Source organism: Kribbella sp. NPDC003557, assembly GCF_040610805.1.
Taxonomy (GTDB): Bacteria; Actinomycetota; Actinomycetes; order Propionibacteriales; family Kribbellaceae; genus Kribbella.
In genome coordinates this window covers 233,220-254,159 of record NZ_JBEXMY010000010.1, presented here as the reverse complement: position 1 = coordinate 254,159, position 20,940 = coordinate 233,220, and the positions used below count along the sequence as shown (strand labels likewise).

General features: G+C 70.2%; 21 protein-coding genes and 1 pseudogene. 12 read left to right on the top strand and 10 right to left on the bottom strand.

Translation table 11 applies throughout. The features are described 5' to 3' along the window. Positions 1–21: 21 nt before the first annotated feature. Together ABZW60_RS36035 and ABZW60_RS36030 are read right to left on the bottom strand one after the other, a co-directional pair. Positions 22–972 carry a helix-turn-helix domain-containing protein gene (locus tag ABZW60_RS36035; protein WP_355484653.1) on the bottom strand — a complete coding sequence of 317 codons (951 nt, stop codon included), beginning with the start codon at positions 970–972 and terminating at the stop codon, positions 22–24. A gap of 78 nt (positions 973–1,050) precedes the next feature. Next, positions 1,051–2,553, bottom strand: coding sequence for an amidohydrolase family protein (locus ABZW60_RS36030; RefSeq protein WP_355484651.1), 1,503 nt, complete (start codon positions 2,551–2,553; stop codon positions 1,051–1,053). A 72-nt stretch (positions 2,554–2,625) separates the two neighbouring features. Here ABZW60_RS36030 and ABZW60_RS36025 point away from each other — a divergent pair, with 72 nt between their 5' ends. Genes ABZW60_RS36025 through ABZW60_RS36015 form a run of 3 tightly spaced genes read left to right on the top strand, consistent with a single transcriptional unit; the run spans position 2,626 to position 5,432 of the window. After that, positions 2,626–3,402 carry a uracil-DNA glycosylase family protein gene (locus ABZW60_RS36025; protein WP_355484650.1) on the top strand — a complete coding sequence of 259 codons (777 nt, stop codon included), beginning with the start codon at positions 2,626–2,628 and terminating at the stop codon, positions 3,400–3,402. 31 nt (positions 3,403–3,433) lie between these two features. Beyond that, positions 3,434–4,303, top strand: coding sequence for an exodeoxyribonuclease III (locus tag ABZW60_RS36020; protein WP_355484648.1), 870 nt, complete (start codon positions 3,434–3,436; stop codon positions 4,301–4,303). A gap of 1 nt (position 4,304) precedes the next feature. Further along, positions 4,305–5,432 (top strand): hypothetical protein, encoded by a 1,128-nt coding sequence (locus ABZW60_RS36015; RefSeq protein ID WP_355484646.1) that lies wholly within the window; start codon positions 4,305–4,307, stop codon positions 5,430–5,432. Here the strand turns inward: ABZW60_RS36015 and ABZW60_RS36010 are convergent. Continuing rightward, complete coding sequence (locus ABZW60_RS36010; protein ID WP_355484644.1) at positions 5,425–5,925, bottom strand: DUF664 domain-containing protein; 501 nt, start codon at positions 5,923–5,925, stop codon at positions 5,425–5,427. The two genes, ABZW60_RS36015 and ABZW60_RS36010, sit on opposite strands and share 8 nt — an antisense overlap. Positions 5,926–5,975: 50 nt before the next feature. Here ABZW60_RS36010 and ABZW60_RS36005 point away from each other — a divergent pair, with 50 nt between their 5' ends. Next, positions 5,976–7,001 (top strand): aldo/keto reductase, encoded by a 1,026-nt coding sequence (locus tag ABZW60_RS36005; RefSeq protein WP_355484642.1) that lies wholly within the window; start codon positions 5,976–5,978, stop codon positions 6,999–7,001. Here the strand turns inward: ABZW60_RS36005 and ABZW60_RS36000 are convergent. Beyond that, entirely contained in the window at positions 6,998–7,579 is a 582-nt protein-coding gene (locus ABZW60_RS36000) for a hypothetical protein (protein ID WP_355484640.1), read from the bottom strand. The genes ABZW60_RS36005 and ABZW60_RS36000 overlap by 4 nt on opposite strands. A gap of 21 nt (positions 7,580–7,600) precedes the next feature. Here ABZW60_RS36000 and ABZW60_RS35995 point away from each other — a divergent pair, with 21 nt between their 5' ends. Next, positions 7,601–8,356 (top strand): DUF5995 family protein, encoded by a 756-nt coding sequence (locus tag ABZW60_RS35995; RefSeq protein WP_355484638.1) that lies wholly within the window; start codon positions 7,601–7,603, stop codon positions 8,354–8,356. On the opposite strand, the gene ABZW60_RS35990 is transcribed toward ABZW60_RS35995, so the two are convergent. From ABZW60_RS35990 to ABZW60_RS35980, 3 genes are all read right to left on the bottom strand, one after another. Next, positions 8,353–9,057, bottom strand: a complete 705-nt coding sequence (locus tag ABZW60_RS35990) for a M50 family metallopeptidase (protein WP_355484636.1) — start codon at positions 9,055–9,057, stop codon at positions 8,353–8,355. The genes ABZW60_RS35995 and ABZW60_RS35990 overlap by 4 nt on opposite strands. A 31-nt stretch (positions 9,058–9,088) precedes the next feature. After that, the gene (locus tag ABZW60_RS35985; protein WP_355484635.1) at positions 9,089–10,264 is read right to left on the bottom strand and encodes a hypothetical protein; all 1,176 of its coding nucleotides are present in this window, start codon (positions 10,262–10,264) and stop codon (positions 9,089–9,091) included. A gap of 130 nt (positions 10,265–10,394) precedes the next feature. Continuing rightward, the gene (locus ABZW60_RS35980; protein ID WP_355484633.1) at positions 10,395–10,553 is read right to left on the bottom strand and encodes a hypothetical protein; all 159 of its coding nucleotides are present in this window, start codon (positions 10,551–10,553) and stop codon (positions 10,395–10,397) included. A gap of 52 nt (positions 10,554–10,605) precedes the next feature. Here ABZW60_RS35980 and ABZW60_RS35975 point away from each other — a divergent pair, with 52 nt between their 5' ends. The 3 genes from ABZW60_RS35975 to ABZW60_RS35965 all read left to right on the top strand — a co-directional run bounded on the left by ABZW60_RS35975 (position 10,606) and on the right by ABZW60_RS35965 (position 14,293). Further along, a complete protein-coding gene (locus tag ABZW60_RS35975; protein ID WP_355484631.1) occupies positions 10,606–12,558 on the top strand; it encodes a S41 family peptidase in 1,953 nt (650 codons plus the stop codon). A gap of 119 nt (positions 12,559–12,677) precedes the next feature. After that, positions 12,678–13,892, top strand: a complete 1,215-nt coding sequence (locus ABZW60_RS35970) for an aconitase X catalytic domain-containing protein (protein WP_355484629.1) — start codon at positions 12,678–12,680, stop codon at positions 13,890–13,892. Continuing rightward, complete coding sequence (locus ABZW60_RS35965) at positions 13,889–14,293, top strand: DUF126 domain-containing protein (protein WP_355484627.1); 405 nt, start codon at positions 13,889–13,891, stop codon at positions 14,291–14,293. Before ABZW60_RS35970 ends, ABZW60_RS35965 begins: the two co-directional genes overlap by 4 nt. Here ABZW60_RS35965 and ABZW60_RS35960 read toward each other — a convergent pair. Beyond that, complete coding sequence (locus tag ABZW60_RS35960) at positions 14,246–15,451, bottom strand: MFS transporter (RefSeq protein ID WP_355484626.1); 1,206 nt, start codon at positions 15,449–15,451, stop codon at positions 14,246–14,248. The two genes, ABZW60_RS35965 and ABZW60_RS35960, sit on opposite strands and share 48 nt — an antisense overlap. 143 nt (positions 15,452–15,594) lie before the next feature. Between ABZW60_RS35960 and ABZW60_RS35955 the strand changes: the two genes are divergently transcribed. Then, positions 15,595–16,422: a phosphatase PAP2 family protein gene (locus ABZW60_RS35955; protein ID WP_355484624.1), complete on the top strand. Its 828-nt coding sequence runs from the start codon at positions 15,595–15,597 to the stop codon at positions 16,420–16,422. A 14-nt stretch (positions 16,423–16,436) separates the two neighbouring features. Here ABZW60_RS35955 and ABZW60_RS35950 read toward each other — a convergent pair. Next, positions 16,437–18,383, bottom strand: a pseudogene (locus ABZW60_RS35950) (SulP family inorganic anion transporter); the annotation flags it as partial. A gap of 157 nt (positions 18,384–18,540) precedes the next feature. On the opposite strand from ABZW60_RS35950, the gene ABZW60_RS35945 reads away from it, so the two are divergent. Both ABZW60_RS35945 and ABZW60_RS35940 read left to right on the top strand, forming a co-directional pair. Beyond that, on the top strand, positions 18,541–19,314 hold the full coding sequence (locus tag ABZW60_RS35945) for an SDR family oxidoreductase (protein ID WP_355484622.1): 774 nt from the start codon (positions 18,541–18,543) through the stop codon (positions 19,312–19,314). Continuing rightward, positions 19,314–19,700 carry a MerR family transcriptional regulator gene (locus ABZW60_RS35940; RefSeq protein WP_355484620.1) on the top strand — a complete coding sequence of 129 codons (387 nt, stop codon included), beginning with the start codon at positions 19,314–19,316 and terminating at the stop codon, positions 19,698–19,700. The genes ABZW60_RS35945 and ABZW60_RS35940 overlap by 1 nt, the downstream gene beginning before the upstream one ends. On the opposite strand, the gene ABZW60_RS35935 is transcribed toward ABZW60_RS35940, so the two are convergent. Next, positions 19,642–20,409, bottom strand: a complete 768-nt coding sequence (locus ABZW60_RS35935; protein WP_355484618.1) for a DUF427 domain-containing protein — start codon at positions 20,407–20,409, stop codon at positions 19,642–19,644. The genes ABZW60_RS35940 and ABZW60_RS35935 overlap by 59 nt on opposite strands. A gap of 74 nt (positions 20,410–20,483) precedes the next feature. On the opposite strand from ABZW60_RS35935, the gene ABZW60_RS35930 reads away from it, so the two are divergent. After that, positions 20,484–20,870 (top strand): nuclear transport factor 2 family protein, encoded by a 387-nt coding sequence (locus ABZW60_RS35930; RefSeq protein WP_355484616.1) that lies wholly within the window; start codon positions 20,484–20,486, stop codon positions 20,868–20,870. Positions 20,871–20,940: the final 70 nt, after the last annotated feature.

Below are 20,940 nucleotides of genomic sequence, written 5' to 3'. Positions count from 1 at the left end.
CAGGGTGGGGCACCCCCGCGGTCACGGCGCGATCAGTCCCGAGCGGGCGGCGTACCAGGCCAGTTGCATGCGGCTGTCGGTGCCGGACAGCTCCATCAGCCGCTTGATCCGCCGCTGCACCGTCCGCTCGCTGGTGCCGAGCTTGCCGGCCGCCGACTTGTCCGGCATCCCGGACAGCAGGTAGGTGAGCAGCCTGATGTCGAAGTCGTCCCACGCCGGGCCGCCTTCGACGAGGTTGGCGGCGCTGAGACGCAGCGGGGTCGCCAGCTGCCAGACCCGTTCGAACAGGTCCACCAGCAGCCGGACCAGGGACTGCCCGCGAACCAGCAGGAAGCCCGGCTCGATCCCTGCCTGGTCCGGCAGCATCGGTAGCAGCACGATCCTCCGGTCCATGATGATCATCTTGCTCGGCAGCTCGTTGACGATCCGGATCTGGTACCCGCCGTCCAGGAATCGTCCGATCTCCGCCGGCGTCCGCGGGTCGTCGAGCGCGGCCCGCTCGTAGACGTAGCGGTACGACGGGACGTCCGTCGTGACCTCGAGGTCGCCGTCCAGCACGTACGGCGGGCGGAAGAACGCGAGCAGCTCGTGTTTCGCGCCCCGCTCGATGTTGTCCACCCACGTCGCCAGCTCCTCCGGCGTGGTCAGCGCCTCGACCTCGCTCATCGTCGACGCGGCGCCGGTGCGGTACACGTCGACGAGCTCGGACAGCCGGCGTTGCACCAGCTGCAGCGTGCTCTGGTGCTGGACGACGAGGGTTCCGAGCCCGACGTCCGGCGGTACGGCGTTGAAGAGGCCGGACTCGTCGCCGGTCACGAGTCCGAGCTCGGACAGCCGGGTCAGCGCGCTGGCGACGCTCTCGCACGGCAGCTGCGCCGCGGAGCTCAGGTCGGCGGCCGTGGCCCGGCGCCGCCGGAGCAGCTCCACGTAGACGGCTTCCTCCTGCTGACCGATTCCCAGCCCCTGCAACATCCTCGCCCCACCCTCCCGCGCGCACGGAATTCCTGGCGGGACGCTACCCCGAACCGGCGAGTGATCCGACCTCTTGTCTCATGTATAGGCGCGCAGACCGCTGAGCAGACCCTCGTGGAACGGGTTGGCGTCGACCGTGTCGAACCAGTCCGGGCCGGTGGTCAGCGGCTCCAGCGGCGGAATGGTGACCGGCTCCGGCGGGCCGGCGCGGTTGAACTCGTCACCGACCTCGGGCGCCGGCATGTCGGGCAACAGCACGAACGAGTCGGCCAGCGCCGTGCCGTCCCCGTCTGCAGCGAGCGCAGCGAAGGTGACGGCGGCCCGCGCGGAGGCCCCGGCGGGGTCGCTGCGGATCTTCTCCAGGTCCGCGACGACGGTCTTCCAGGTCACGGCCGGATCGCCGTAGTCGATCGCGCGGGACAGCCGTCCGACCCGGATCGGCGTCGCCGTCGGGGCGAGCGGGGTCATCAAAGACCGGAGGCCGTAGCGCGCACGGCCGCCGACAACGACCAGCCTGATGTCGGGCTCGGTCGCCTCGATGATGCTGCGGTACGTGCCGCCGGCAGCCCGGCGTACGACGACCAGGTCGGCGAGCGCGCCGCGTTCGAGCCGGCCGATCGGGCGCGGCCAGACCCCGGACAACGCGTCACCGGGATTCGACGTGACCATCCGGACCAGTTCCTCGTCGGTGAAGACCGGGTGTTTCTTGTTCCACAGGTCCGCGACCTTCAGCTCCCACAGGACATTTCGCGTCCCGGACGGACCCCAGTCCGACCCCAGGCACAATCGCACCCCGGCGGAGTGAGCAGTTTTCACGTCCGCCGTTGCCCCGTACAACCACAGGTTCGAGAACGGCGACCACACCAGACTCGAATTCCCGGCCTTCATCGCGGCGAAGTCGTCGGCATTCAGCGCAGCCCCGTGAATCGCGACCAGTTGCGGTTTCACCACCCCGGCATCGGCCAGCAGCCGGAACTCCGAGCGGAGTTTCGGATCCGATCCCTCGGCCGAATGCGCGATGAATCCGCGGCCCGCCGCCACCGCGGCGACATACGGCGCCAGCGCGGCCGCGTCGTCGGCGACCAGGGTGCTGACCCGGATGAAATCGTCGTGGGTGCCGAGTTTCTCGGAGTCGATGTTGCGGATCAGGTCGTTGTCCGGCGGTACGGCGCCGCGCGGGTTCCCCTGGATCGACGTCGTACCGCCGACGATCGCCCGCGTCTCGACGTACCGGAGCAGCGCCCGGCCCGCGGTGGCGCCGAGCAACCTGGCCGGCTGGCTGATCTGAGCGCTGTACGTCGGTGCGCGGCCCCACTGGTTGTGCGAGGTCCACGGAACGGTGCGCGAAGGCTCCGTCCACAAGGGCAGACTGTTGTACATCAAGTGATTGTGCAGATCGATCAACCCCGGGCAGATCAATCCGCCCGCGGTGATCCGCGGCGCATTCCCGAAACCGGCCGGCTCCGGGTCCGACGGCGTGACCGCCGCGATCAGGCCGTCGTCCCCGACGTACACCGCGCCGCCGGAAAGAACTGTCCCGTCCGGTCGCATCGTCACCACGGTTCCACGCAGTACGAACATCGCCCACCCTCCCGTAGAATTCCCCGTGCCGCCCCTGAACATGAGCGTATCGCCGAGGGGGAGGTTTGTTCGATGGGGGAATTCGATCCGGGTCCGCCGGCCACCGTGGCGCGGCACCTGGCGAAACTGCCGAGCTACGCCGATTTCCGGGAATTGTTCTGGTACGACTGGGGGCCCGTCTTCTACCGCGGCCGGCTGAACCGCACGGCCCGGCTGCTCGCGATCGCGTCCGATCCCGGGCCGACCGAACGGATCGCCGGCCGCACGCTGGTCGGCGACGCCGGGCAACGCGTGCAGGGCTTCCTGCACAAGCTCGGCCTGACCCACAGCTACGCGCTCGTCAACGCGTATGCGTACGCGTTGAGGCCGTCCCGCGCCCAGCAGGCGGCACCGTTGCTGTCACGGCCTGACCAGCTCGGCTGGCGCAACACGCTGCTGGATCTGATCATCGGCCCGCAACTGCAGGCGATCGTCGCGTTCGGCACCCAGGCCCGCGCGGCGGTGCAACTGTGGGACGACAAGCCGGACGTCCCGGCGTTCCAGGTGCCGCATCCGTCGAGCCGCAACGCCAAGGCGCTGGTCGACAGCTGGCGTGAGGCTGTCTCGGACCTGCGCGTGATCGTCACTCCGGACCCGGACGGCGACAACGGCGTACCCAACTACGGCCCGAAGTTCAGCGAGTCCGACTACAGGCCGATCCCGCCGCGGGACCTGCCGTTCGGCGTACCGCCGTGGCTCGGCGACGACGCGTGGGGACGCAAGGACAAGCCACGCCACAACAACAGCGTCGAACGTCCCGGGACCGACCTGCTGAACACTCTCGTCTGGAGGGCGCCGAAGCTCGGCTGACGTTGTCCCCGGCGGGCGCTACCTTGGTCGGATGCGAGTCGCCACGTGGAATGTGAACTCGGTCAAGCAGCGGATGCCGCGGCTGCTGGACTGGCTCGACGAGCGGCAGCCGGACGTCGTGTGCCTGCAGGAGACGAAGCTCGCGGACGACGCATTCACGAAGCTGCTCGGTGACGAGCTGACCGGCCGCGGCTACGAGATCGGCCTGTACGGCGAGCTCCAGTGGAACGGTGTCGCCCTGCTGTCCAAGGTCGGCCTCGAGGACGTGGTGACCGGCGTCGCCGGCGCGCCCGGCTTCCCGAACCCCGAGGCCCGCGCGGTCGCGGCGACGTGCGGCGGTGTCCGCATCCACTCGCTCTACGTTCCCAACGGCCGCGTGGTGGACTCCGACCACTACCAGTACAAACTCGCCTGGCTCGCGGCGCTGACCGAGGTCGTCGCCGGCGGTCCGGCCGATCAGATCGTCTGCGGTGACATGAACATCGCGCCGACCGACGCCGACGTGTTCGACCCGGCGGCGTATGTCGGCGAGACGCACGTGACCGCGCCCGAGCGACAGGCGCTCGCGGACCTGATGGCCGCGAAGGACCTGCACGACGTCGTCCGCGACCGGTGGCCGGACAACCGCATCTTCAGCTACTGGGATTACCGCGCCGGCATGTTCCACCAGGACCTCGGCATGCGGATCGACCTGATGCTGGCCACCGTTCCGGTCGCTGAGCGGGTCAAGGCCGCGTGGATCGACCGCAAGGCGCGCAAGGGCACCGGCCCGAGCGACCACGCCCCGGTGATCGTCGACCTGGACACCGCGCCGGACGGCGACATCGGCCCGGTCGTGCCACCGCCGTCCGCGCCGCGGATCGCGCGGAAGAGGACCACCAAGCTTCCGCAGAGCCGCTGACATGCGGCGCCTCGCTGCGGTCGCGATCCTGGCCGGAGTGCTGATGGCGGCAGGAGCTGCCTGCAAGGACGAGAAGTCGGCGGCGCCGCCGCCGATGGCGTTGTCCAAGGTGGAGGTGGGCCAGGCGGAGCCCGTCGTCCTGGCTGCGCACGGCACCGAGCTGTTGGTGGGTTTGCGGCATCGCGGAGCGAAGGTCGTGCCCGAAGCACGCATCCTCCGGAACGGCCAGTGGACGTCGATCCCGGTGAAGCCGAATCCGGCCAGCCCGTATGCGTTCGAGGCGATCTGGTACTCGATCGCGTACGACGGCAAGCAGCTCCTCGCCCTCGGTGGTGCCTCCGGTGGTGCGCACTCCAACACCCGCTGGACGGTCTGGACCGGCACACCGCAGACCGGGCTCGTCGAGCATCCGCAGAACTTCTGGACGTTCGGCGGCCAGACCGCCGGCGACCTGTTCAGCGCCGTCCTGACCCCGAGTGGCGGCGCGCTCCTCGGCACCTGGGGCGGCGTCGAGACCGGCAACGACGCGATGGTCTGGCTGCCGCAGAAGGACGGCAAGTGGACCCGGCAGGACCCGACGAAGACGGCCCTGCAGAGTACGTCGTCGCTCCTGGTCGGCCCCGGCTTCGGTACGACGCTCGGCGACAGCATCGTGCTCGTCGGCTCGCAGGTCCGGCTCGCGCCCAACACCGTCGCGCAGGAGGCCGCCGTGTGGCGGTCCACCAAGTTCAACCAGGGCTGGACCCGGATCCCGCTGCCCGGGCCCGGCAACCGCAGCCAGGCCAGCACCGCGACCTGCGCGAAGGACTGCGTCATCTCCGGGTACGTCGACGGCAAGCTCGCGATCTGGCAGCTGGACGCCTCCGGGACGGCGAAGCGGCTGCAGGGCGTGCCGTCGGTGCCGGTGGGGGACAAGGACAAGCTGCCGCCGCCGATCGTCGACGGCGGCAAGGTCGTCCAGGTCGTTGCTCAGGACAACAAGGTCAAGGTGCTCACCGGCCAGGACGGGCAGTGGACCGTCCAGGAGACGCAGGGACCGCAGGGTCTGGTGACCGACGCCGTGCTGATGCCGGACCACAAGCTCTATCTGATCGCCGGCGCCTCGTTGTGGCAGACCACTCTCAGCTGAGCAGACCCTTCACGTACGCCGCCTGACCCGAGTGCTGCGCGCAGTCGTCGATGACGCTGACCAGTCGCACGCCGAGCGTGACCGGCGGATTCCACCGGCGGTCGACGATCCGGTCCAGACCTTCGTCGGTGACGGTGCGCAGGAACTCCGCGGTCCGCGCGTGCACGGCGTCGTAGTACCCGAGCAGCTGGTCCGCCGAGAGCTGCACCAGCCCGACCTGCTCGGAGCCGTGCCCGTACCCGGTGTCGGCCGCGTCGAACGGCAATCCGAGCCGCTCGAACCACCCGTCGGCGGTGTAGACCTGCTCATACCCACCCGCGTCCGCCAGGTGGTCGTCCTGCACCCGGGTCAGATGCCAGACCAGCCAGGCGATCGAGTTCGCCGAGTCACCCGGCCGCGTCGCGAGCGTCTTGTCGTCCAGCCCACCCACGACGTCGTGCAGCACCTCCTGCACCCGGCTGTGTGCGTCGAGGAGTAGTTCACTTGTCTTCATACCCGCCACCGTAGTCTTCGCCTCAGACAGTTCGATGAGAGGGAGCAATCGTGGAATATCGCACTCTCGGCACCAGCGGCGCCGTCGTTTCGACGTATGCGCTCGGCACCATGACGTTCGGCAACGAGACCGACGAGACCGGGGCGCACGCGCAGCTGGACCGGTACGTCGGGGCGGGCGGCAACTTCGTCGACACCGCCGACGTGTACAACGCGGGGGTCTCCGAGGAGATCATCGGCCGCTGGCTGGCGAAGAAGAGCGGCGACGTCGTGCTCGCGACGAAGGGCCGGTTCCCGACCGGTGACGGGCCGAACGACGTCGGTACGTCCCGCCGGCACCTCCGCCAGGCGCTGGAGGCGTCGCTGCGCAGGCTCGGTGTCGACCACGTCGACCTGTACCAGCTGCACGCGTGGGACCCGATCACGCCGCTCGACGAGACGCTCAGCTTCCTCGAGGACGCCGTCCGGGCGGGCAAGATCTCGTACGGCGGTCTGTCGAACTTCACCGGATGGCAGCTGCAGAAGGCGTGCGACCTGATCGCGCATCGCGGGTGGTCGCGGCTCGTCACGCTGCAGCCGCAGTACAACCTGCTGGTCCGCGAGATCGAGTGGGAGATCGTGCCGGCCGCGCAGGACAACGGGCTCGGCCTGCTGCCGTGGTCGCCGCTCGGCGGCGGCTGGCTGACCGGGAAGTACTCGTTCGACGAGGAGCCGGCCGGCGCGACGCGACTCGGCGAGAACCCGGACCGCGGCGTCGAGTCCTGGTACCGGCGCAGCCGCAACCAGCGGGTCCGCGACGTGGTCGACGCGGTCCGCGAGATCGCCGGGGCCCGCGGTATCTCGATGGCGCAGGTCGCTCTCGCCTGGCTGGTCGACCGGCCCGCGGTCACGTCGGTGATCCTCGGCGCCCGCACCATGGACCAGCTCGACGACAACCTCGCGGCCGCGGACCTGCACCTGACCGCGGAGGAGACCGCGAAGCTCGACGAGGCCAGCGACCCGGGCGCGGCGGACTATCCGTACGGCGGCCCCGGCGTCGCACAACGCGACCGCCCGATCGGCGGCGGACGCGCCTAGCGCTCGACCGCGGCACGCAGCGCGGAGTACGAGGCGACCAGCGCACGCCGCTCGCTCGCGAGCAGCGGGTCGTCGCGATGACGCCCGGCCCGGACCCACTGGTCCGACAGGGCCATCGCCTCGACCCGCTTCCGCGCCGCGTGCCGCACGGTGTCCCGCTCGACGCAGAACACGTAGGCGTACAGCTCGGCGAGGGCGTCGACGATCTGCTCCCGGGTGACGTTCTGGTCGTGCTGGTGCGCGCGATGCACGCGCCACCACTCGACTTCCAGGCGCGCGGCCTCGACCGGCTCCAGCGACAGCGTGCCGGACAGGGCAACGAGTTCGTAGAAGCGGCGCATGTACGCGCGGGCCGCGTCCGGCTGGTTGTCCGGGTACGGCGACCACACCTGGTTGGCGCGCAGTACATACCAGGCTGCGGCGAGTGTCCGCAGCGGCGGCATGCCGAACCCGGCGGCCACCATGCCGACCGCGGCCACCAGGAACCGGCCCCACTCGTGCCGGTAGTACGCGGCCCAGGCGTCCGTCTCGCGGTTGCCGACCACCACCGGATCAAAGGACAGTGGACTGGTGCGCATGTTCCCCCCTGAGGACATCCGATGACCGATGCTAGTCCGATCGCCGACGTCGTGGCGCGGATGCGGCAGCGGCTCGACGCGTTGCCGGACGAGCCGGCCGCTCGCCGGCACTTCCTCGGAACGTACCTGCGGACGACCGAGGCGGTGGGCCGGGCGATCGATCAGGCGCGGTTCGAAGACCCTGAATGGGTCGAGGTCTGGGACGTCCGGTTCGCCGAGCTGTACCTGCAGGCGCACGACGCCGACCTGGCTGTCCGGGCGGATGGCGGGACCGTCAGCGTGCCGCGACCCTGGCGCCTGGCCTTCGACGCGCCGCCTGATCTGCCGGCGCTGGCGCACGTGCTGCTCGGCATCAACGCGCACGTGAACTACGACCTGCCGCAGGCACTGCTCGCGGTGATCAGCGACGACGACTTCCTGGATCCGCGGTTGATGGACCGGCGCCGGCGTGATCACGAGCGGATCGACGGAGTCCTCGCCGAGCGGGTCGCGGCGGAGGACGGCGAACTCGCGGCGACCGGGCCGCGCAGTCTGGTCGACCGGGTCCTCACACCGCTCAACCGGCTCGCGTCACGACGTTTCCTGCGCGAGTCCCGCCAGAAGGTCTGGCACAACACGGTCGAGCTGCAGCACGCTCGCGTCCAAGGAACCTACGAGACACGGTTGGGTGAGCTGGAGGTGCTGAGCGCGGCGAAGGTTGCCGATCTGCTCCGGCCGGGTCAGGTACTCCTGCGGCTGGCCGTGACCGGCTTCGGCGTCACCCTGCCGCCGGTCTAGCTCGGGAGCACCCCGGACCAGACCACGCCGAGCGCCAGACACGCCAGCGTGACCAGCCCGAAGACTCCGACCCACATCAACGCCGGTACGCCGGTGAGGCGCCGGAGCTGATCCGCGTCGGAGCTGCGCCCCTGGCCGCGTCGCCGCGAGTACTGCAACTCCAGCACGGCACGCGGCGCGGCCAGCAGCAGGAACCAGGTGAGCAGATGCGCGAACGCGGACTGCACCGACGGCGAGCCCCACCACGACACGCTGAACACCAAGCCGCCGAACACCAGCACCGACCACAACCCGAACAGGTTGCGGATCTGGAGCAGCAGGATCACCAGCGCCGCCAGCAGTCCCCACAGCAGGGCGACGGCGTACCCGCGGCTGAGGACGAACGCCGCGGCCAGACCGAAGAGCGCGGGGCCGGGGTAGCCGGCCAGCAGTACGGCGATCATGCCGCCGCCGGTCGGCTTGCCGCGCGACACCGTGACCCCGGACGTGTCCGAGTGCAGGCGGATCCCGGACAGCTTGCGACCGACCAGCGCGGCGATCAGTCCGTGGGCGCCCTCGTGCGCGATCGTGACGACCTGCCGCGTGTACTTCCAGATCGGGCGCCACGCGATCAGCAGCAGCGCGACGACGCCCGTACCGATGACCAGTCGCAGTGACGGCTCCGGCTGAACCGACGTGATGTTGTCCCAGAACTCCTTCACCCGCCCATCCTTGCAGGCGGGTGGTCGACCGCTAGGGAAAGGGGATGTGCACCGTCACGCGTTCCCGCAGTTGCTCGCTGATCAGCCACAGCTCACCGGTCGCCGGCCAGTACGACAGGTTCTCGGTGTTCTTCGGCGCTTTGGTCCAGACCGTTGTCGAGTCCCCGCCGACGCCGCGATGCAGGCAGCTCGGGTAGTCGATCCCGTCCCCGATGTTCCCGGCGTACTCCGGGCACACGCCGGTGATCACGAAGTTGTTGTCGTACGACGTCGCGCCCTGCATACCCCACACCGGCGAGTTGAAGGCCTCGACCGCGTGGACGGCGCCGTCCGATCCCGCCCGCGGCAGCCCGGACGACTCGTCGAGCGGCCAGCGCACGATCCGGCCGCCGCCGCGCTCGGTGTGCTCGACCGCGACGAACGATCCGCTCCCGCCGTGGTCGATCCCGAGCGACGCGAAGCACGGCTTGGTCCCGGTCGTGTTCGCGCAGCCGCCGCCGGCGTACCAGTAGGCGCCGGTCTGCGGCAGCGCGAACGCGTGCCAGCGCGCGTGATACTTGCCGTCGGCACCTAGTCCGACCTCGCCGGTGCCGGTGTCGGTCCGCCAGATGTGCCGCAGGTCGAACACCCGCAGGACCGATCCGCCGGTCGCCACGACGAGCATGGTGCCGGACCAGAACAGCCCGTGTCCGTGCCCGGCGATCGCCTGGAAGTTCCCGTCCGCCGTCGGCTCGACCAGCAGCACATGCCGGTACTTGAGCGTCGCCAGGTCCAGGAACGACACCCGGATCGCCGAGTCGTCGCTGTTGTGCCAGGTCGCGACGACGACCCGGCGCGCCCCGCCGGCCGGTTGCGCGTCGCCGGATCCGCTCACGCCCTGGGGGATCCAGACGTTCTCGTCGTCGTCCTCGCCGTCCTGCCAGCAGAAGCCTTGCGGGTCGAGGGACGCGTTCAGGTACGTCGGATGGCATAGTTGGCGGCCGGTGCGGTTGGACGCGGCGAGCACCTCGGTGACGCCGACCGGCGCGAGCTGCGGCTTGGTCTCGAGTTGGGCGATGCGCGCGGCGTACGTCGCGAACGTGTCGCCCGAGACGAGCTGGAATCCGCTCGCGTCGATGCGTGGAAAGGTCGCCGCCGCCTGCGCCGGCGAGGGGACACACACGCCGATCAGGAGGGCGGCCGTCAAGAACAAACGGCTGATCCGCATGTCTCGATAATGATTGACAAGTCGGTGGCCTGCCCGGCGGGACGGCGTGGCGTTGACATCGCCTGGTCCGCGGACCACGGTGGAAGGATCGCGGCCCGGGGAGGTGCCGCCGCATTGGGGGGAAGATGTCTCAGCCACGCACGATCAAGAGCACACCGAAGCCGACCACGGCCAAGCGAACGACCGCACGCCGCCGCACCGCCGCCACAACCACCAGGACGACCGCCGGCAAGACCACCGCAGTCAAGACCACGGCCGCGACCACCACTGCCGCGAAAACCACCGCCACCAAATCAACTGCAGCGAGAGCCACCGCCGCCAAGACCACTACAGCCAAAGGCATGGCAGCGAAGACCCGGGCAGCGAAGACCCAGGCAGCGAAGACCCAAGGTGCGCAGGCAGCCGCGGCGGCCGCCGTTCCGCTCGGCGACTTCCTCGACTCGGCCGGCACCCTGACACTCGACCAGCGCAGACTCCTCGTGGACCAGGCCCTTCTGCTGCTGAGCGAGAACTACGTCCACCTGCCGCTGAAGGTCGCGATGCACGCCGTGAACCCGCTGCAGCGGCTGCGCGTGATGCGCGCCCGGATGGCGCGGCTGACGCCGGACACGATGGGGGAGGAGTGGTTGTTCCATCGCGAGATGTCGAGCATCTTCCACTCGGTCCGCGACCTGCACACCAACTACCTGCTGCCGGTCCCGTTCGCCGGGAAGATCGCGTTCCTGCCATTCATGATCGAGAAGTGCTACGACGCCGCCGGTGACGAGCACTACCTGATCACCCGGACCGTCACCGGCTACCAGGCGCCGCAGTTCGGCCCCGGCGCCGAGGTGACGCACTGGAACGGTACGCCGATCGCGCGCGCCGTCGCGCTGAACGGCGCCGTCTTCGCCGGGAGCAACGACGCCGCGAACCTGGCCCGCGGACTGGAGTCGCTGACGCTGCGGCCGCTCGTCATCCAATCGCCGCCGGACGAGGACTGGGTGACACTGACCTACCTCGGCCTCGACGGGTCGAAGCAGGAACTGCGCGAGCAGTGGAAGGTCGCCACGAACCTGCCGCCGATGACCGACCTGGACGCGATCAGCGTGGCGTCGGCGTCGATGGGGCTCGACCTCGACTCCGACGAGAAGGCCCGCGCGAAGAAGGCGCTGTACGTCCGCGAGGTCGTCGAGCTCGAACGCGGCCGCAGTTCGGCCGAGCTGGCCGCCCCGGCGGCGGTCGCCGGTGCGGACGTGCCGACCACGATGCCCGGGGTGTTCCGGGCCCGCGAGGTGGTCACGCCGTCCGGGACCTTCGGGCACCTGCGGATCTTCACGTTCAGCGTCCAGGATCCGGTGGCGTTCCGCGACGAGTTCGTCCGGCTGGCCGCGGCGCTGCCGCAGAACGGCCTGATCGTGGACGTCCGGGACAACGGCGGCGGGCACATCTTCGCCAGCGAGTTCACCCTGCAGACGATGACGCCGCGGCGGATCGCGCCGGAGCCGGTGCAGTTCGTCAGCACGCCGCTGAACCTGCGGCTCTGCCGCCGGCACCGGGACAACCCGGCGGGCATCGACCTCGGCCCGTGGTTCGACTCGCTCGACCTGGCGATCGAGACCGGCGCGCAGTTCTCGGCGGCGAAGCCGATCACCCCCGAGGACGGCGCGAACGACATCGGGCAGACCTATCTCGGGCCGGTGGTGCTGATCACCGACGCCCGGGTCTACTCGGCCACCGACATCTTCGCGGCCGGGTTCGCCGACCACGAGATCGGCACCATCCTCGGCGTCGACGACAACACCGGCGCCGGCGGCGCGAACGTCTGGACGCACGGCCTGCTCGCCACGCTGCTGAACGAGCCGCCACCGCCCGACGAGACCTCGCCGTACGTCGCGCTGCCGAACGGCGCGAACCTGCGGGTCGCGATCCGGCGCACCCTGCGGGTCGGCAAGCTGGCCGGAACGCCGGTCGAGGACCTCGGCGTCAAGCCGCAGGAGACCCACAAGATGACCCGGGACGACCTGCTCGAGGGCAACGTCGACCTGCTGAACCGGGCCGGTGAGCTGCTCGCCGCGCAGCCGGTCCGGCGGCTGGACCTGGAGACCTCGTTCAGCGGCACGACGCTCACCGTCGCGATCGATGCCCAGGGCATCGACCGGGTCGACCTGTACGTCGACGACCGGCCGATCAGCTCCGAGGACCTGACCGGCCCGGTGAGCATCGACATCCTCGAGGTGAACCACGGCCAGCTGCTCCGCGCGGACGGCTACGACGCCGGCCAGCTTGTGGCGTCGCGCCGACGGACCGTCTAGGAGGCGGACGTCGGGCACTCACCAACCTCCCGCCAACGGCGCCCCGCCCGCCTGGACGAGCGTGGCGCAGCCCGCTTCGGGCGGGTTGGTGAGTGGTGGGCGTCCGCTAGGTTCGACGTATGCCGACTCTCCGCTTGACCGCTGAGGAGCGAGCGATGCTCGGCGGCCGGGTCGGGGAGGGCGTCGCGCTGGCGATGCGGGTGATCGTCGGGCAGGCGCGGATCTCGGACGCGCCGCGGCTGGTCGGCATCACGTCGGCGCACGTCGACTCGTGCCTGTACCACGGTCAGGTCAGCCTCGACTTCGCGCATCGACTGGTCGAGCTGGGCGCCCGCGTGCGCGTCCCGACCACGCTGAACGTCGGCTCGACGGACCTCATCCATCCGGGCCTGGTCCGCGACCAGGCGCTCGCGTCGACGGGGCGGGAGCTGATGGCGGCGTACGTCGAGCTCGGGTGTACGCCGAGCTTCACCTGTGCGCCGTACCAGCTTCCGCAGCGGCCCGGACCGGGCGAGCACATCGCGTGGGCGGAGTCGAACGCGATCGTGTTCGCGAACTCGGTGCTCGGCGCGCGGACGGATCGGTACGGCGATTTCCTGGACATCTGCGCGGCGATCACCGGACGAGCGCCGTACGCCGGGTTGCAGACGCCTGAGGCGCGGCGGGGAACCGTGGTGTTCGACTGCCGCTCGCTGGGTGAGTTCACCGAGCTGACGTACCCGCTGCTGGGGCATCACATCGGATCGGTGGTCGGAGCCGGGATCCCTGTTCTGCTTGGGATTCCGCCCGAGGCGAGTGAGGACGACCTGAAGGCTCTCGGCGCGGCGGCCGCGTCGGCCGGGGGAGTCGCGTTGTTCCACGCGGTCGGCGTCACTCCTGAGGCACCGACCTCGGTCGACGGCCTGCCGGTCCGGGTGGTCGACGTGGAGACACTGCGACGTGTCCGGCGGGAGCTGTCGGCGGACATCGCTGAGCTCGATGCGGTGAGCGTCGGTACGCCGCACGCGTCGTACGCCGAGTGCGTCCGCCTCGCCGATCTCGTCGTGGGCCTGCCTTTGAAGCTGCCGTTCTACGTGTCGACCGCTCGCTCGACACGGAACCGACTGGCCGAGGACGGCGTACTGCGGGTGCTGGAGGCGGCGGGCGTGTCGGTCGTCGTCGACACCTGCACGTATGTCACTGCGATCCTGTCGCCCGCCTGGAAGACCGTGATGACGAACTCGGGCAAGTGGGCGCACTACGCGCCCGGCAACATCAACGTCCGCGCGATCCTAGGCTCGCTCAGCGAGTGTGTGGCGTCGGCCCGCGCCGGCCACGTGGTGCTCGACGCATGATGATCCACGGCCGAACCCTGCACCCCGGCAGCGCGACCGGTACGCCGATCCGCCTCACCGCGCCGCTGTCCTTCTGGGGTGGCACGGACGAGCAGGGCCGCATCGTCGACGCGCATCACCCGCAGTGCGGCGCCGTGCTCACCGGCCGGATTCTGCTGATGGAGTCCGGCCGCGGCTCCAGCTCCGCGTCCAGCGTGCTGGCCGAGCAGATCCGCGCCCGGACCGCCCCTGCGGCGATCGTCCTGGCGCGCCCGGACCCAATCATCCCGCTCGGAGCCCTCGTCGCCGCCGAGCTGTACGACCTCGACCTGCCCGTCGTCGTCGCGCCGTACGACGCCGTACCCGACGACGTCCTACTGCACGTGTCCGCGACCCCGGGCCAGGCGGCGATCACCTGGTGATCGCATCAGGACGGCAGTGGCGGCGAATAGGACCGCGCACGCGGTGAGCGCGAGCGGGAGCGTGGTCAGCCCGGCGATCGCGGAGACGGCGAGACCGCAGACGATCTCGCCCAGGTACTCGAGCTGGGCCAGGAACGAGTGCGTGGTGGCGCGGACGTCCGCGGTCGTACGGGCGTTGACCCAGATCGTGCTGATCACCCGGGTGAGCGGTGTGACGATGCCGTTCAGCAGAACGACGGCGACTGCGCCGACGAGCGGATCCCAGGCGAACGCGAGCAGCAGCATCGCGAACACCCCGACGACGGCGGCCAGTGCGTAATCGATCCCCGCGTGGGTGCCGTTGAGCCGCCTCGCGACGAGCCGGAGGACGACGGCGCCGACCACCAGGCCGGCCACGCCGAGTGCGGTGAACCAGATGACCGGGTCCGGCGCGGTCGGCATGCCCAGGTCGAGAAGCTGCTTCTGGGTCAGGCGTCCGGCGGCATCGGAGGCGCCGTTGACGAGGAAGGTCGCGGCGAAGATCAGCAGGATCGCACGGCTTCGGCGTACCAGCGTGACGCCGCGGCGGAACGTGCCCCAGGACGCCGACCAGCGCGCGGTCCGGGTCGGGACGAAGTTGTGCTCGGTGAAACGCAAGCCGACGTACAGGGCCAGCGCCATCATCGCCGCGCCCGCGATCACGATCGTCACGTCCCGCCGGGTCGCCCAGGCGAGCAGGCCGAGCCCGACGAGCCCGGTCGCCGCGCCGGTCAGCTGGGCTCGGGCCGCCCGTGCGAGGACGAGGTTGATGCGGCCCGGGTCGTCCAGTTCGTCGGTGATCAGCGCGACGTCGGACCCGCTGGCGAACGTCCACGAGATTCCCCACAGCACCTGCGTCGCGAGCAGCGCGGGGAACGACTCGGACAGGCCGGTCGCGAGCATCGCCGTACCCATCAGCACCTGGGAGATGACGAGGGACCACTTGCGGCTGATGGTGTCGGCGACGACGCCGGCCGGCACCTCGAGGAGGAGCGCGAACGCACTCTGCACGGAGCCGATCAGCACCAGCTGGGCCGGGGAGAGCCCGGCGTCGACGACCAGATAAACGCTGGTGACCAACCACCACCCGTTGTGCAGGACCGCCCGCAGCCAGGTCCAGCGAAGGTAGACGGTCACCATTCCGCCGATCCTTCCGCGCACGACCGGCCGCCCGCCATCGGATTTCCCCTCGGATGTGAGTTGCTTCATATTGTTCGTAACTATCAGGAGTTTGCGATAATTTGGATCGAGAATGAGCGTTCGGTTTGAGCTGGGGGTCGGGCATGGCGCAGGTGACTCTGGAGCGGGTCGGGCAACCGGGACTGCCGGAGCTGGATCGGCGGCACGGCGGGCTCCGGCGGATCGTGCGGGAGATCGGGCTGCTCGCCGTCCTCTTCGGGGTCTACAACCTCGGCCGGTTCCTGTCGGCCGAGCACTCGGGCTCGGCGTTCGGGCACGCGCGGGAGCTGATCCGCTGGGAGGCGTGGCTCGGCCTCCCGAGCGAGGCGTCGCTCCAGCACCACGCGCTGGAGATCGACGGCCTCGCCCGGGCCGCGAACGTGTTCTACGCGAGCGTCCACTTCCCGCTCACCGCCGCGGTGCTGCTGTGGCTGATGATCCGCCGCCCGGCCGCGTACGGGAAGGCGCGCTGGGCGCTCGCGTCGCTGACCGGGCTGGCTCTGATCGGTCACCTGGTCTTCCCGCTGGCCCCGCCGCGGATGATGCCGGGCTGGGTGGACACGGGTGTTCTGCTCGGTCAGTCGGTGTACGGACCGAGCACGCACTCCGGGGTGGCGAACCAGTTCGCCGCGATGCCGAGCCTGCACGTCGGCTGGGCGTTCATGGTGGCGGTGTTCCTGATCAGGACGACCCGGTCACGGTGGCGCCGGCTGTGGATCGCACATCCGGTGCTCACGTTCACGGTCGTGGTGGTGACCGCGAACCACTACTGGCTGGACGGGTTGGTGGCGATCGCGCTCGCCGTCCCGCTGCTCCTGATCTTCGACAGCTCCTCGTCGGCGCGGACGAGGAACGGCGCGCGGTCGACCACCGACCGGGCCGTCGCCGCGCCGATGTCGAACCAGAGCCCGATCAGCTCGAGCCGGCCCTGAGCCTCGGCCCGGCGGACACACTCGAAGCTGCGCAGATTCTCCAGCTGGACGGCGACGTTCGCCACCGACAGCTTGTCCGCGGCCGACAACTTCACGCCGCTCGCCGGGTCCGCGATCTCCGGCAGTACGAGCGCCCGCCGGACCGACGGCTCCAGGTGCCGCAACCAGTTCTGCAGCCCGGACCCTTCGGGGACGTCGGCCGCGAGCGCGGCGGCCGCGGCGCCGCAGGAGGAGTGGCCGCAGACGACGATCGACTTCACCCCGAGCACGTCGACGGCGTACTCGATCGCGGCGTCGACGGAGCTGCTGTTCGATCCCTTCGGCGGCACGAGATTCCCGATGTTCCGTACGCAGAACTGGTCTCCCGGGCCGCTGGTCGTGATCATCGTCGGCACGATCCGCGAGTCGGCGCAGGTGATGAACAGATGCGCCGGCTGCTGTCCCTCGGCCGCGAGCTTCGCCAGCAGCGCCCGGATCGGGACGTCGTCCAGCTGCTGGGCGACGCCGCCGCGGTGCACCTCGACCGAGCCGCCGCGCGCGATGTGCCCGCGCCGCCAGTCCTCGATCGCCTCGGACGCCGCGTGGTCCAGGTGGTCGACCGTGAGATCGACCCGGACCGTCGCCCCGGTCGGGATCGACCGCAAGGTCCGCACCAGCGACGCGACGCCGAGGAACACCAGCGCGCCACGGATCCGGACGGTCCACACGCCGTCCGCCTCGGTCGCGGTCACCGTCGCGCGGGCGAGCCGGTACAGCACCCGCGCGAGCGCGAGCACCAGTCCGAGCAGCACGCCCTCGGCCAGCCCCAGTATGCCTACGCCGAGCGCTGTCACGACGTACACGAGGAGTTCGTCGTGGCGGCGCAGCGTGCGGATGTGGGCCAGCTGCACCAGGCGCAGGCCCGTGACGAGCAGTACGCCGGCGAGCGCGGCCATCGGGATCAGTTCGAGCATCGACCCCGCCGCGAGCACGAACGCCGCGATCCACAGGCCGTGCATGATCGCGGACGCGCGGGTCTGGGCGCCGGCCGCGACGTTGGTCGACGAGCGCACGATCACGCCGGTCACCGGCATCCCGCCGAGGGCGCCCGACACCGCGTTCGCGGCGCCCTGGCCGATGAGTTCGCGGTCGAGGTTGCTGCGCCGGCCGCGATGAAGCTTGTCGACGGCAACGGCCGACAGCAACGACTCGACACTGGCGACCAGCGCGACGGTGAGCACGGCCGTGACGATCTCGAGCGGCGTACCTGCCGGCATCGCGGGCAGCACCAGACTCTGCAACGGGTTGTCCGGCAGGTCGACCCGGGTCACGTCGGGCATCGCGACGGCCGCCAGCGCGGTGACCGCGACGACCGCGACGAGTGGCGCCGGAATCACTTTCACCCTGGGGATGCGCGGCCAGGCGAGCACGATCGCGACCGTGAGGACGCCGGCCACGACCGAGTGGCCGTGGTGTGCGATCAGCTGCGCGGGAAGCGCGGTCACGTTGGAGATCAACGAGCTCTGCGCTCTGCCGCCGAGCACGACGTGCAGCTGCTGGACGGCGATCGTGACGCCGATCCCGGCGAGCATGCCGTGCACGACGGCGGGGGAGAGGGAGAGCGCCAGCCGCCCGATGCGGGTGACGCCCAGAACGATCTGCAGCAGACCGGCCGCACAGGTGATGGCGGCGGTCGCGGCCCAGCCGAACTGGCCGATCAGGCCGGCGACGACCACGGTCAGGCCGGCGGCCGGGCCGCTGACCTGGAGTGGGGAGCCGCCGAGCGCGCCGGCGACGACGCCGCCGACGACGGCGGCCACCAGGCCGGCGATGAGTGGGGCGCCGGACGCGGCGGCGATCCCCAGGGACAGCGGTATCGCGATCAGGAAGACCACCAGCGAGGCCGGGAGGTCATGGTGGAGAATGTTCTTCCAGGACAGGCGTTCGCTGGAAGTCGGTGGGGAATGGGACGTGGTCGGCACGTGGTCCTCCGGCGTCGGTGCTCAGGGCAACAGCTCGGGCATCAGGCGTCGAAACTAAGAGTGTCGATCTGGTCACCGATCGTACTGAACGAATCAAGGCCACAAAAGCGAAGCTGCCAATTTGTTGCTCAGCACATCGATGTACGAGGAGAAGTGAGTGGACCTGCAACTCTCGGGCAAGACCGCGGTGGTCACCGGTGCGAGCAAGGGCATCGGTCTGGCGTGTGTCGAGGCGCTGGCACGTGAAGGAGCAACGGTCGTCGGCATCTCGCGGGATGCCGGCAACCTGGCGAAGGCGCAGGAGGAGCTCGCCGCCAAGGGGCTGAGCTTCCGGGCGGAGGCGGCCGATCTCACCGACCCCGGCGCGACACGGGAAGCGTTCGAGCGGATCGGCGTACCGGACATCCTGGTCAACTGCGCGGGTGCGGCCCGGCGGACGCCGGTCGACGAGCTGGACAGTGCGGCGCTGCACGCGGCGATGGACGCGAAGTACTTCACGTACATGCACGCGACCGAGGCCGTCATCCGCGGGATGGCCGAGCGGGGCAGCGGCGCGGTCGTGAACATCGTCGGCCAGGGCGGCCGCGCGGCGAACCCGTTGCACATCGGCGGCGGCGCGGCCAACGCGGCGCTGATGCTGGCGTCGGTCGGCTACGCGAAGGCGTACGCGGGCCAGGGCGTCCGGGTGAACGTGATCAACCCGGGCATGACGCGCACCGGGCGTGTCGACGAAGGTCTGGAGGCCGCGGTCCGGGCCACCGGCCGGCCGAAGGACGAGCTGCTGGCCGAGATGACGAGTGAGATCCCGATGGGCCGCGCCGGCGAGCCGGCCGAGGTCGCGGACGTCGCCGTCTTCCTCGCCTCGCCGCGGGCCAGCTACGTGACCGCCTCGATCATCACCATGGACGGCGCGACCACCGCGGGCATCTGATGCTGACCATCGGCGAGCTCGCCGCCCGGTTCGGGCTCGCCACCCACGTCCTGCGCCACTGGGAGGACGAGGGCCTGCTCAGTCCGGCACGGCGTGCGGGTCGCCGGCAGTACGACGACTCGCACATCGCGCGGGTGGTGGTGATCCAGCGCGGGAAGGCCGCGGGCCTGGGACTCGCGCAGATCCGCCGCATGCTCGACGCTCCCAGCGGGAGTGAACGTCGCGCGGTGCTGGATGAGCAGAGCGCTCTGCTCGACGAGCAGATCCGCCGTGCTCAGGAGTCGAAGCGTCTGGTCGAGCACGCGTTGAGCTGTGCGGCTCCGGATTTCACCGAGTGTTCACATTTCCATCGGCTGGTCGCTGAGCTGGGTTCGAGAACGGGGTGATCGGACGGTCCTGCGGCACGCCGTCGATGGTGATGTCGACGTTCTCGTTGAAGAACGCGACGTGGTTCGCGATCGGGAGCAGGGGCGCGGTCGGGAAGTCGTAGGACCAGGCCACGTCAGGAACCGACCCTGTCGACCAGTACGCCGACGTACGGCCCTTGTACGGGCAGGCGGTGACGGTGCCGGTCGGCGTCAGGTGCTCGAAGTTCACGGAGGTCCGCGGGAAGTAGTACCTCGGCGGTAGCCCGGTCTCGAACACGATCACCGCGGCGGTCGAGTCGGCGAGGACCTGGTTGTCCGCGGCGACCTGGATGTGCCTCGTCGACACGACGGCGTCCACCCGGGCGTACGGGTTCCTGGGATGGACGAAGACTTCCTCGTCTTCCTCGAACCAGCTGTCCAGCGCGTCCCATTGGAACCGGACGCGGTCCTTCGCGACGCCCTCGTCGTACACCCAGGCGTGCCCGGAGCCGGCGGTGTGCACGCGCGCCACACCGTGGCTGAACTCCTTCGTCTCACCGGTGTCGGTGAGGACGCCGGCGGCGACGTCCGCGACCGGGACGTAGTACTGCGGGTACGGCGGGAACTCCCACAGGTAGATCGCGTCGGTCGTGTCGAGGACGACGCGGTCGTCGAGCATCGCGCGGATCCGTCGCGGAACCGGCGCGGTGCCGCCGGGCGGGACCAGAGGTTCGGGGTAGGCGCTCATGGTTCCAGTAAAGCTTGTGCGGCCGGGGCCGGCGGTCGCAGCATGAAGTCCTACCGCGAGCCAGGGGAGGGATTGTGGGGGACCTGAGTCGGCGTTCGGCACGTGAGGTGCTGGACGACCATCTGAACATCGCGAACAACTGGGTGGGGATCCCGTCGTTCGAGGACGTGCTGGCCGAGGATCTGCGCCGGAACGTGTCCGAGGACATCGTGATCCTGATGAGCCGCGGCACGTTCCGGGGCCATGCCGGCGTCCGGGAGCTGGCGCTGATGCTGGCCGGTGAGCTGCCGGAGCACAAGGCGTTCGACTACACCTATGTCGCCGTCGACGGCCGGATGGGGCTGCTCGAGTGGAGCTACCAGGACTCGCAGGTCCGGGTCCGCGACGGCGTCGACTCGTACCTGATCGAGAACGGGAAGATCGTCGCCCAGACGATCCGCTACACGGTCGAGCCGCGCTGAGCAGCGCTGAGCCGCGCTGATGAGGGCGCGGGGCCGGCCCTGGTGGTGCCGGCCCCGCGGATCTGGACGA